Below are 11,316 nucleotides of genomic sequence, written 5' to 3' on the forward strand. Positions count from 1 at the left end.
GGGGCACTTCAGGGGGAGGACTCGGGAGTGGGGCGAGCGGGGCCGTCGTGGCGCTCGGGGCGCCGGGGACGGCCCCGGCCGCTATGACCCCGGGCATGGCTCAGGCCATGTCCCCGGAGACCTTCTTACGGCGCAGCGCGTAGGCGCCGGTGCCGAGGACCGCGAGCGCGGCCAGGCCGCCCGCCGTGACACCGGGCTCCGAGGCGAGACCGCCGCCGCCGGTGTGCACGCCGCCGTGCGGCTTGTCGTGCTTCCACTCCTTGTCCTGCTTGCCGCTCCAGGAGTCCTCGCTCTCGGAGTCGTCCTTCTCCTTGTAGGTCTCGGGGTCGTACTTGGGGTCCTTGGCAGTGCCCCAGTCGTCGCCGCTCACCGCGGACAGGGCGCCGCCGCCCGCGTGGACTCCGCCGTGCGGCTTGTCGTACTTGTCGTCCTTCTCGTCCTTGTCGTACTTGCTCTCCTTGCCGTAGTCCTCGCTGTAGGAGGACGAGTCGTGTCCGCTGTCACCGTCGTGGTCGGCGTAGGCCGCGGGCGCGGCGATGGCGAGAGCCGCCGTGGCCGTCGCGGCGGCGAGCACCATGCGGGCAGAGCGCATCTGAGAGTCCTTCCGCTGGAGGCCGGGCGGCTGACTCCGCGTCAGCACGACTCTCCCGGGCTCCGGCCTGATCCACGCTCAGCCATGTCGCGCGGCCCCACCATCCGGGGCGATCACACGGGTTAACTCCCCCACCCCTCCGGCGGTGCGCCGGCTCACTTCTGCCGGGTCCGGCGACCTCTTGCCGGGACTCCGGGACGGCGCCTAGCCTGCTTTTGTGCCGCTGATAAACAAAACCCGCTCGCACAGTGCAGTGCCGGGTACCGACCTCGTCCGACTCCGACTCGCCCTGACCGCCTTCTTCGCCCTGGACGGCTTCGTCTTCGCCGGCTGGGTCGTGCGCATCCCCGCCGTCAAGGAACAGACCGGGGCGTCCGCGAGCGCCCTGGGGCTCGCGCTGCTCGGCGTCTCCGCGGGCGCCGTGATCACCATGACGCTGACCGGGCGGCTGTGCCGCCGGTACGGCAGCCACCTGGTGACCGTGGTCTGCGCGGTACTCCTGAGTCTCAGCGTGGCCCTGCCGCCGCTGACCCACTCCGCGCTCGCGCTGGGCGCCGTGCTGCTGGTGTTCGGCGCGGCCTACGGCGGGATCAACGTGGCCTTCAACAGCGCGGCCGTCGACCTGGTGGCGGCGCTGCGGCGGCCCGTCATGCCCAGCTTCCACGCCGCGTTCAGCCTGGGCGGCATGGTCGGCGCGGGGCTCGGCGCCCTGGTGGCAGGCTCCCTGTCGCCGGCCCGGCATCTCACGGGGCTCGCCGTGGTCGCGCTGCTGGTGACGGCGGTGGCGGGGCGGGCACTGATGCGGCTGGAGCCGCTGACCCCGGCGAGCGGGGCACGGCCCGCCGAGACCGCCCCGCCCCGGCACGACCGGCGCACCCGTGCCCTGGTGATCGTCTTCGGGCTCATCGCGCTGTGCACCGCCTACGGCGAGGGCGCGCTGGCCGACTGGGGCGCCCTCCATCTGGAGCAGGACCTGGACGCCTCGCCGGGCGCCGCGGCGATCGGATATCTGTGTTTCGCGCTCGCCATGACGATCGGCCGGCTGAGCGGCACCACGCTGCTGGAACGGCTGGGCCGGACCCGCACGATCCTGGTGGGCGGCTCGACCGCCGTGGCCGGCATGCTGCTCGGCGCGCTGGCCCCGTACCTGTGGGCGGCGCTGCTGGGGTACGCGGTCACCGGGCTGGGGCTGGCCAACCTCTTCCCCGTGGCCGTGGAGCGGGCGGGCGCGCTGGCGGGCCCGAGCGGGGTGGCGACCGCCTCCACGCTGGGCTACGGCGGGATGCTGCTCGGCCCGCCCGCCATCGGCTTCATGGCCGACTGGTACAGCCTCCCGGCCGCCCTGACCAGCGTGGCGGTGCTGGCGGCTGTGGCCACCGCCATCGGGTTCACGACCCGGCACGTGCGGACGGACTGAGCGGCGGCGGGGTACCCGGTCCGTCGGCGTCCGCCGGTCCTCCGCCCGGCGGACGCCGCAAGCGACCACCGCGTGGATCCGGGAGAGAACGTGAGCGAGCAGCAGAACCCCGTCGACCAGCACCCCACCCCCGACTTCCCGTCCCAGGACCAGCCGCACCCGGGCTGGACGGGCCCCATGGACCCGCCGCCGGACCACGGTGAGGACTCCTACCGGGGCAGCGGACGCCTGACCGGCCGTACGGCCGTGATCACGGGCGGGGACTCCGGCATCGGCCGCGCGGTCGCCCTGGCCTTCGCCCGTGAGGGAGCCGACGTGGTCTTCACGTACCTGGAGGACGAGAAGGACGAGGCGGACGAGACCGCACGCTGGGTGGAAGAGGCCGGGCGGCGTGCCGTGGCCGTCTCCTGCGACATCCGGGAGGAGGAGAACTGCCGGGCGCTGATCGACCGGGCGGTCTCCGAATTCGGCGGCATCGACATCCTGGTGAACAACGCCGCGTACCAGATGTCCCAGCCGGACGGCATCGAGGCGATCAGCACCGAGCAGTTCGACCGGGTGCTGCGCACCAACCTGTACGGCATGTTCTGGCTGTGCAAGTTCGCCGTGCCGCACCTGCGCGAGGGCGGCAGCATCATCAACACGGCTTCCGTGCAGGCGTACAAGCCGAGCCCGCACCTGCTGGACTACGCGACGACGAAGGGCGCCATCGTCACCTTCACGCAGGGGCTGGCGCAGATGCTGATCGAGCGGGGCATCCGGGTCAACGCCGTGGCACCGGGCCCGGTGTGGACGCCGCTGATCCCGGCCACGCTGCCGGACACCGCGGAGTTCGGCAAGCAGGCGCCCATCGGGCGTCCGGCCCAGCCGGCCGAGATGGCGCCGGCGTACGTGTTCCTCGCCTCGCAGGAGGCGTCGTACATCACCGCCGAGATCGTGAACGCGACGGGCGGGACGCCGCTGCCGTAGGACACCAGGAAAAAGCGCTGACCGCTCCCCCGCTCCGTGGGGCAGACTCCCGGGCATGGAGAATGCCGTGGAGACTGCCTGGTACCTGGACATACTCGAGGCCGAGGGCCGCTCGCTGGCCGACGCCGCGGAGCGGGCGGGGACGGACGCCCCTGTGCCCACCTGCCCGGACTGGCGGGTGCGGGACCTGCTGCGGCACACCGGCGTGGTGCACCGGTGGGCGGCGGGCTTCGTCGCCGACGCGTGCCCGACGCCCCGCCCGATGGAGGAGCACCCCGGCCTGGACGGGCCGGAGCTGGTCGCCTGGTACCGCGCCTGCCATCGCGCGCTGCTCGACACCCTCGGCGGGGCGAAGCCGGACGCGGAGTGCTGGACCTTCCTGCCCGGCGCGGTCTCCGGCCTCGGCTTCTGGGCCCGCCGCCAGGCCCACGAGACGGCCGTGCACCGCTACGACGCGGAGGCGGCGCGCGGCGGCGCGCCTACGCCCGTCGCCACGGACTTCGCGGTGGACGGCGTCGACGAACTGCTGCGCGGCTTCCACGCCCGCCGCAGGAGCCGCGTCCGCACCGAGGAGCCGCGCGTGCTCCGGGTGCGCGCGACGGACGCGGACGCGGTGTGGACCGTACGGCTGTCGCAGGAGCCGCCGGTGACCACACGGGACGCGGCCGGGGACGCGGAGTGCGAGGTGTCCGGCCCGGCGGCCGCGCTGTACCTCGCCCTGTGGAACCGGCTCCCGCTGCCGGCGGTGTCGGGCGACGCGGCGCTCGCGGCGCTGTGGCGGGAGACGTCCGCGGTCGGCTGAGGCGCCGGCGCCCGGGGTGCTTGCCCGCCGGCCGCCCGCCTGTTTCACTGCCGGAATGCGTGAGCAGGGGGAACATCGGGCGCGCGGGGGCGGCCGGCGCGGACAGGCCGAGCGGGACGCGATCACCGTGGAGACCGGGTACGCGCTGTGCAGCGCGGCCTTCGCGGCGGCGGTGGTCTTCGGGGCCGTGGCGGGCCCGGTGCTGCTGTTCGGCCTGCCGGCCGCGCTGGAGACGGTGCTGGTGCGCGGGGGCGGCGTGCTCGCGGGGGCGCTGTTCGCCGTCCGCACCGTGTCCGTCCTGGTGCGGTTCCGGCGGGCGGCTCAGCCCAGCCAGCCGGGCCGCACGAGCCCCGACTCGTAGGCGAGGACGACCAGTTGGGCGCGGTCACGCGCGCCCAGCTTCACCATGGTGCGGCTGACGTGGGTTTTCGCGGTGAGCGGGCTCACCACCAGGCGCCGGGCGATCTCCTCGTTGGTCAGGCCGAGTCCGACCAGCGCCATCACCTCCCGCTCCCGCTCGGTCAGCTCCGACAGGACGCCGGCCGCGGCCGGTTCCTTGGAGCGGGCTGCAAATTCGGCGATCAGGCGGCGCGTCACACCGGGCGACAGCAGCGCGTCGCCGTCGACCACCGCCCGTACCGCGCGCAGCAGTTCGTCCGGCTCGGTGTCCTTCACCAGGAAGCCGGAGGCGCCGGAGCGGATCGCCTCGAAGACGTACTCGTCCAGCTCGAAGGTGGTGAGCATGACCACCTTCACGTCGGCCAGGTCCGGGTCCTCGGTGACACGGCGGGTCGCGGCGAGGCCGTCCAGCGCGGGCATGCGGATGTCCATCAGCACGACGTCGGGCCGCAGCTCCCGGATCAGACGCAGGGCCTCCTCGCCGTCGGCCGCCTCCCCGGCCACCGTGATGTCCGGCTGTGCGTCCAGCAGGGCGCGGAACCCCGCCCTGACCAGCGACTGGTCGTCGGCGAGCACCACTCGGATCACCGGTCCTCCTCGGCCTCGATCGGCAGTACGGCCAGCACGCGGAACCCTCCGTCGGGCCGGGTGCCCGCCTCGATGGTGCCACCGAGCGCGGCGGCCCTCTCCCGCATCCCGGCCAGCCCGTTGCCCGTGCCGCCCGCGTCGGCGCCGGTGGCCGGCCCGTCGTCGTCGATCAGCAGCCGCAGCCGCCCGGCGCGCCGCTCGACGCGCACGCGCGCCTCGCGGGAGCCGGAGTGCCGTACGACGTTGGTGAGGGCCTCCTGGACGATGCGGAAGGCGGCCAGGTCGGCGCCGGGCGACAGCCGGGGCGGCTCCCCCTCCACGGTGACGGTCAGTCCCGCGTCCGCGGCCTGCTCCACCAGCTCGGGCAGCCGGTCCAGGCCGGGCGCCGGGGCGCGCGGGGCGGCCCCGGGGGCGCGCAGGGTGTCGAGCACCTGACGCACCTCGCCGAGCGCCTCCTTGCTCTGCGCCTTGATGGTGGTGAGCGCGGTGCGCGCCTGCTCGGGGTCGCTGTCCAGCAGGGCGAGTCCGACGCCGGCCTGCACGTTGATGACGGAGATGCTGTGCGCGAGCACGTCGTGCAGCTCCCGGGCGATGCGCAGCCGCTCCTCGTCGGCGCGGCGCCGTTCCGCTCGGGCCCGCTCGGCCCGCTCGCGCGCCCACTGCTCACGGCGGACACGGGCCAGTTCCGACACCGCCAGCAGCGCCACCACCCAGGTGGCGACGACGATCTCCTCGGTCCAGGAGGCCGCGTCGTCCCCGGCAGGGGGCAGCCACCGGTACAGGAGGTGGACGAGCAGCAGGTGCCCGGCCCAGAGTGTGCCCATCGCCGCCCAGGCCGCGTACCGCCGCCCTGAGACGACGGCGGTGAAACAGGCCACCGCGACGGTCAGGAACACCGGCCCGTACGGGTATCCGGCCCCGAGGTACACCAGGACGGCGGCCACCGTGCCGCCCAGCACGGCGACGGGGTGCCGCCACCGCCACAGCAGCAGCGCGCCCGACACGAACAGCAGCACCCGTCCCCACGGGTCGAGAGCGGCCCGCTCGCCCGCCTGGGCGTGGTCGGCGAAACCGGAGCCGATCACCACGAAGGCGGTGAGCAGCACGGTCGAGGGCCACGGCCACCGGGCGCGCCGGGCCGACTCCAGGTCCTCGTCCCGCTCGGCGGCGCGACGGCTCCACCCGGGCGGCCCGTGCCGCCACCACCGGGGCGGCCCGCCGGGGCCCCACGCCTCCGGCGGGCCGGTACGGGGCCCACGCTGTTCGTCCATGTCGGCCACGCTAGACGCCGTGTCGCGCCGGTGGCGTCGGCCGGACGGCGTGATCACGGATACTCCCGGGGAAGTACGGACGCCTCGGCGGGGCTGCGGATGCGAAACGGGGCGGGGCGGGGGCGGGTCGCGGGACGCGGTACGTCGCAGGGCACCCTGGGGTGCCGGCCAGACGCCGACGCCTGCCTGCCGGCCGGGAGCGACGGGAACTTGGGTGCGGGTCACCGCCATGCCGGTGCAGTGGCGCGGTACACCGACGGCCTGCTGGGCGCAGTGCGTCACCGGCCACCCGAGGGCACCGGCGACCGACGACGGAGCCCCCGCCCGAGCGCACCAGGAGCATGGCGCCGGACTTCGCCGAGGGGTGTCCGCCCCTCACACCCGACCGGGGACCATCGACATCGGGCCGACGCGCCTCAAGAGGCGGCGTCGGCCGGCCGCAGCCCCACCGTGCGGGCCAGCCCGGCGACCGTATGGCGGAAGAACGCGTCGCGCTCCTCCACGACCCGGGTGAACTGCCCGAACACCTCGAAGCCGATCAGGCCGAGCAGCTGCGCCCAGACGGCGACGCACGCCGGCGCCACCGCGGGCGGCAGGTCGGGGACGAAGTCCGCCGCCATGCGCGCGGCCTCCGACTCCAGATCCCCCGGCAGCGCCGGGACGTCCAGCTCGCCGGCCCGGTGGGCGTCGCGGACGACGTCGATGAGGGCGAAAGCGACGCGGGCGGCGGCCGGGACGGTCGAGGCCGGCGCGGCGTAACCGGGCACGGGTGAGCCGTAGATGAGCGCGTACTCGTGCGGCTGCGCCAGCGCCCAGCCGCGGATGGCCTCGCACACGGCGGCCCAGCGCTCCCCGGGCGCGGCGCCGGCGGACCCCTGCAGGGCCGCCTCGGCCGTCTCGCCGAGGGAGTCGTAGGCGTCGATGATGAGCGCGGTCAGCAGGTCGTCGCGGCTGGGGAAGTAGCGGTAGATCGCGGAGGACGCCATGCCGAGCGTTCTGGCCACGGCCCGCAGGGACAGCTCGGCGGCGCCCTCCTCGGCGAGCCGCCGTCGCGCCTCCTCCTTGATGGCAGCCGTGATCTCGATCCTGGCCCGCGCGCGGGCGCCGTGCGGAGTGCTCGTCATGCCGTCAGTGTTCCACGAAAACAGAGCGGTGCACACAAACGAGAGCACTGCTCTTGCATTGCCTCACGAGAGCAGGCATGCTGAAGGAGAAGCGAGAGCAGTGCTCACATATCAGAGCGGCGCTCTCACCCATGCCCTTCCCGGAGGTCCCGATGTCGTCGTCCACGCCGTACTACCTCACCGCCGGTCCCGTCGCCGCCCGCTTCAACCGGATCGTCGGCTGGCTGGCCCGGCACGGCGTCAGCGTCGCCGGCACGGCGGAGCTGTCCGTCCGGGGGCGCAAGAGCGGGCAGATGCAGCGCCTCCCGGTCAACCCGCACGTCCACGCGGGAGAGCAGTACCTCGTCTCGGCGCGCGGGCACTCGCAGTGGGTGCGCAACATGCGGGCCGCCGGCGGCGGTGAACTGCGCGTGGGCCGCAAGGTCCGCACGTTCACGGCGGTGGAGATCCCCGACGCGGAAAGGCTGCCCGTGCTGCGCACCTACCTGGAGAAGTGGGGCTGGGAGGTCAACCAGTACTTCCAGGGGGTCACCGCCTCGTCCTCCGACGAGGAACTCCTGGCGGCGGCCCCCGACCACCCGGTGTTCCGGATCGCTGTCCGGAACTGAATCACTGTCCGGAACCGGCCTCGCCGCCGCCCGCCGGACGCCGGTCCAGCGCCATCAGCGCACGGTGGGCCAACGGGTGGGTGCGGACCAGCTCGCCCAGCGTCGTCGAGCCCTGCGTGATGTCCTTGAACGCCTTCCACGCCGGGCGGAAGCCGGTCAGCACCGCGTGGAAGACGCCCGGCCGCTGCTCGAACGCCGCGAGCATCCGCTTGCCGACGCTCATCTCCACGCCGAGGCCCGCCTTCACGGCGAACGCGTAGTTGAGGGCCTGCCGGCGCGTGTCCACGGCGTCGTGCGCCTCGGCGATGCGCACCGCCCACTCCCCCGCGAGCCGGCCGGAACGCAGCGCGAAGGAGATGCCCTCGCGGGTCCACGGCTCCAGCAGACCGGCCGCGTCACCGCAGACCAGCACCCGGCCGCGGGACAGCGGCGAGTCGTCGGCCCGGCAGCGGGTCAGGTGCCCGGAGGAGATGGCCGGTTCGAAGCCCGCCAGACCCAGCCGGGCGATGAAGTCCTCCAAGTACCGCTTGGTGGCCGCGCCTTCGCCGCGGCGCGAGATGACGCCCACGGTCAGGGTGTCGTCCTTGGGGAAGACCCAGCCGTAACTGCCGGGCATGGGGCCCCAGTCGATGAGCACCCGGCCCTTCCAGTCCTCGGCGACCGTTTCCGGCACCGGGATCTCCGCCTCCAGGCCCAGGTCGACCTGGTCCAGCTTGACCCCGACGTGCGCCCCTATGCGGCCGGCGCTGCCGTCGGCGCCGACCACGGCGCGCGCGAGCACCGTCTCGCCGCCCTGGAGGACGAGGGCGACCGTGCGCCGGTCCGGCACGGCCGAGCCGTGCTGCTCCACGCGCTGCACGGCGGCGCCGGTGCGCAGTTCGGCCCCGGCCTTCTGCGCGTGCTCGACGAGCCGCATGTCGAACTCGGGCCGGTTGATCAGCCCGAACAGCATCTGCCGGGAGCGGCGGGTGCGGGTGAAGCGGCCGTTGCTCGAGAACGTCACGGCGTGCACCCGGTCCTTGAGCGGCAGCTCGAAGCCGGGCGGCAGCGCGTCGCGCGACGGGCCGATGATGCCGCCGCCGCACGTTTTGTAGCGGGGCAGCTCCGCCTTCTCCAGCAGCAACACGCGCCGCCCCGCGACCGCCGCCGCGTAGGCCGCCGACGCCCCCGCGGGTCCCGCGCCCACCACGACGACGTCCCACACCTGCCGCACGTCGTCCGCCGAAGAGTTGTCGCTGCTCACGATGGTTCGCTGCTCCGTCCACGCCGCCTGCCGCTGCTGTCCTCCCGCATCCTACGGCGGCGGTCGTCACGGTCCGCTGTGGGAGGATCGGCGGCGTGAGTGGCCCTTACACGGGACACTCACGCACACCACACGATCATCGCGTACCGCGAGGTACGCACTTGCACAACGTCGCACCCACAAGGAGCGTGCCCATGTCGTCGAATCCGGTCGCCGTGACCGTCGCCTCACTGATGCCCAGGGCGAAGGAGGAGCTCACCGAGCTGGTGGCCTTCAAGTCGGTGGCGGACTTCGACCAGTTCCCGCGCGAGGAGAGCGAGGGCGCCGCCCGCTGGATCGCCGACGCGCTCACCGCCGAGGGCTTCCAGGACGTCGCCCTGCTCGACACCCCGGACGGCACCCAGTCGGTGTACGGCTACCTGCCGGGCCCTGAGGGCGCGAAGACCGTGCTGCTGTACGCCCACTACGACGTGCAGCCGCCGTTGGACGAGGCCGGCTGGGCCACTCCGCCGTTCGAGCTGACCGAGCGCGACGGCCGCTGGTACGGGCGCGGCGCCGCCGACTGCAAGGGCGGCGTCATCATGCACCTGCTGGCGCTGCGCGCCCTGAAGGCGAACGGCGGCGTGCCGGTGCACGTGAAGATCATCGTGGAGGGCTCGGAGGAGCAGGGCACCGGCGGCCTGGAGCGGTACGCCGAGGAGCACCCCGGCCTGCTGACCGCCGACACGATCGTCATCGGCGACGCGGGCAACTTCCGCGCCGGCCTGCCGACCGTCACGACCACGTTGCGCGGCATGACGCTGGTGCGGGTGCGGATCGACACGCTCGCGGGCAACCTGCACTCCGGCCAGTTCGGCGGGGCCGCGCCCGACGCGCTGGCCGCGCTGGTGCGGGTGCTGGACTCGCTGCGCGCCGAGGACGGCAGCACGACCGTCGACGGGCTGGCCGGCGACGACGCGTGGCAGGGCATCCAGTACGAGGACGAGCAGTTCCGCAAGGACGCCAAGGTGCTGGACGGGGTCGGGCTGATCGGCTCCGGCACGGTCGCCGACCGCATCTGGGCCCGCCCCGCGGTGACCGTGCTCGGCATCGACTGCCCGCCGGTGGTCGGCGCCACCCCGTCCGTGCAGGCGAGCGCGCGGGCGCTGATCAGCCTGCGGGTGCCGCCGGGCGTGGACGCGGCGAAGGCGACCGAACTGCTGCGCGCGCACGTGGAGTCCCACACGCCGTGGGGCGCGCGGGTCACCACCGAGCAGATCGGCCAGGGCCAGGCGTTCCGCGCCGACCCGGCCAGCCCCGCGTACCAGGCGATGGCGGAAGCGATGGCGGTGGCGTACCCGGGCCAGGAGATGCAGTACGCCGGCCAGGGCGGCTCGATCCCGCTGTGCAACACGCTCGCCGCCCTCTACCCGGAGGCGGAGATCCTGCTGATCGGGCTGAGCGAGCCGGAGGCGCAGATCCACGCGGTCAACGAGAGCGTGTCGCCCGACGAGCTGGAGCGGCTGTCGGTCGCCGAGGCGCTGTTCCTGCGCATCTACGCGTCCGGCGCCGCCTGACGGCTCCCTCTGCCGAGAGCAGAGCCTCCCGCCTCGGCCGGGGGCTCTGCCCTACGGTCGTGGGCGTGGACGTCGTGGAGCTGCTCCCCCGCCTGGTGATGCTGCGCTTCCCCGTCGGCCAGGCGTACGTATGGCGTGACGGCGCGAACGCGGTGACGCTGGTCGACGCCGGGCCCGCGGGGTCGGGCGCGCGGATCGTCGAGGCGGTGACGGCCCTGGGCGTGCGGCCCGGGGCCGTCCGGCGGGTGGTGCTCACCCACTTCCACGAGGACCACGCCGGCGGCGCGGCGGAGGTCGCGGCGCTCACCGGCGCGGAGGTCCTGGCCCACCGGCTGGACGCGCCCCATGTCCGCGGCGACGCGCCGGGCCCGCCGCCGGCGCTGGAGGACTGGGAGGGCCCCCTGCACCGGCGCGCGCTGTCCCTGCTGCCCCCGGGCGAGTACGAACGCCCGTCCACCGTTACGGAGTTGTCCGACGGCGACGTCCTGGACGTGGGCGGCGGGGGCCACGTCCTGCACGTCCCGGGCCACACCCACGGCAGCATCGCGCTCCATCTCCCCGACGCGGGCGTGCTCTTCACCGGCGACACGGTGGCGGTGTCCCCGGTGGACGGCACGCTGATCCCGGGCGTCTTCAACCTGGACAGGCGGCAACTCCTCGCGTCCTGCGCCCGCCTGGCCGCCCTCGACACGGAGACGGCCTGCTTCGGCCATGGCGACCCGGTGCTGACGGGGGCGGGCGGGAGGC

At 74.3% G+C, this 11,316-nt stretch carries 12 protein-coding genes; 7 read left to right on the forward strand and 5 right to left on the reverse strand.

All coding sequences use genetic code 11. The annotated features are described in order from the left end of the window. Window positions 1-100: 100 nt before the first annotated feature. The gene (locus CCN29_RS28550; protein ID WP_078592393.1) at window positions 101-592 is read right to left on the reverse strand and encodes a hypothetical protein; all 492 of its coding nucleotides are present in this window, start codon (window positions 590-592) and stop codon (window positions 101-103) included. Window positions 593-845: 253 nt separating this feature from the next. Here CCN29_RS28550 and CCN29_RS28555 point away from each other — a divergent pair, with 253 nt between their 5' ends. The 4 genes from CCN29_RS28555 to CCN29_RS28570 all read left to right on the forward strand — a co-directional run bounded on the left by CCN29_RS28555 (window position 846) and on the right by CCN29_RS28570 (window position 4,141). Continuing rightward, the gene (locus tag CCN29_RS28555; RefSeq protein WP_006136479.1) at window positions 846-2,009 is read left to right on the forward strand and encodes an MFS transporter; all 1,164 of its coding nucleotides are present in this window, start codon (window positions 846-848) and stop codon (window positions 2,007-2,009) included. Window positions 2,010-2,099: 90 nt separating this feature from the next. Continuing rightward, the gene (locus tag CCN29_RS28560) at window positions 2,100-2,978 is read left to right on the forward strand and encodes an SDR family oxidoreductase (RefSeq protein WP_031059554.1); all 879 of its coding nucleotides are present in this window, start codon (window positions 2,100-2,102) and stop codon (window positions 2,976-2,978) included. A gap of 67 nt (window positions 2,979-3,045) precedes the next feature. Continuing rightward, a complete protein-coding gene (locus CCN29_RS28565; protein ID WP_086685464.1) occupies window positions 3,046-3,780 on the forward strand; it encodes a maleylpyruvate isomerase family mycothiol-dependent enzyme in 735 nt (244 codons plus the stop codon). A 55-nt stretch (window positions 3,781-3,835) separates the two neighbouring features. Then, window positions 3,836-4,141, forward strand: coding sequence for a DUF6332 family protein (locus CCN29_RS28570; protein WP_006136482.1), 306 nt, complete (start codon window positions 3,836-3,838; stop codon window positions 4,139-4,141). Here the strand turns inward: CCN29_RS28570 and CCN29_RS28575 are convergent. From CCN29_RS28575 to CCN29_RS28585, 3 genes are all read right to left on the reverse strand, one after another. Continuing rightward, complete coding sequence (locus tag CCN29_RS28575) at window positions 4,102-4,767, reverse strand: response regulator transcription factor (RefSeq protein WP_006136483.1); 666 nt, start codon at window positions 4,765-4,767, stop codon at window positions 4,102-4,104. The two genes, CCN29_RS28570 and CCN29_RS28575, sit on opposite strands and share 40 nt — an antisense overlap. Further along, the gene (locus CCN29_RS28580; RefSeq protein ID WP_086685470.1) at window positions 4,764-6,038 is read right to left on the reverse strand and encodes a sensor histidine kinase; all 1,275 of its coding nucleotides are present in this window, start codon (window positions 6,036-6,038) and stop codon (window positions 4,764-4,766) included. Before CCN29_RS28580 ends, CCN29_RS28575 begins: the two co-directional genes overlap by 4 nt. 416 nt (window positions 6,039-6,454) lie before the next feature. Beyond that, window positions 6,455-7,162: a TetR/AcrR family transcriptional regulator gene (locus CCN29_RS28585; protein WP_086685466.1), complete on the reverse strand. Its 708-nt coding sequence runs from the start codon at window positions 7,160-7,162 to the stop codon at window positions 6,455-6,457. A 131-nt stretch (window positions 7,163-7,293) separates the two neighbouring features. Here CCN29_RS28585 and CCN29_RS28590 point away from each other — a divergent pair, with 131 nt between their 5' ends. After that, on the forward strand, window positions 7,294-7,770 hold the full coding sequence (locus CCN29_RS28590; RefSeq protein WP_006136486.1) for a nitroreductase family deazaflavin-dependent oxidoreductase: 477 nt from the start codon (window positions 7,294-7,296) through the stop codon (window positions 7,768-7,770). A 1-nt stretch (window position 7,771) separates the two neighbouring features. Here CCN29_RS28590 and CCN29_RS28595 read toward each other — a convergent pair whose 3' ends face one another. Further along, the gene (locus CCN29_RS28595; protein ID WP_006136487.1) at window positions 7,772-9,013 is read right to left on the reverse strand and encodes a geranylgeranyl reductase family protein; all 1,242 of its coding nucleotides are present in this window, start codon (window positions 9,011-9,013) and stop codon (window positions 7,772-7,774) included. 194 nt (window positions 9,014-9,207) lie between these two features. Between CCN29_RS28595 and CCN29_RS28600 the strand changes: the two genes are divergently transcribed. Both CCN29_RS28600 and CCN29_RS28605 read left to right on the forward strand, forming a co-directional pair. Beyond that, a complete protein-coding gene (locus CCN29_RS28600; protein ID WP_006136488.1) occupies window positions 9,208-10,569 on the forward strand; it encodes a dipeptidase in 1,362 nt (453 codons plus the stop codon). 65 nt (window positions 10,570-10,634) lie between these two features. Continuing rightward, on the forward strand, window positions 10,635-11,316 hold a 682-nt coding region (locus tag CCN29_RS28605; protein WP_086685468.1), incomplete at its 3' end, for an MBL fold metallo-hydrolase.

The organism is Streptomyces pseudogriseolus (genome assembly GCA_002154585.1).
GTDB lineage: Bacteria > Actinomycetota > Actinomycetes > Streptomycetales > Streptomycetaceae > Streptomyces > Streptomyces pseudogriseolus.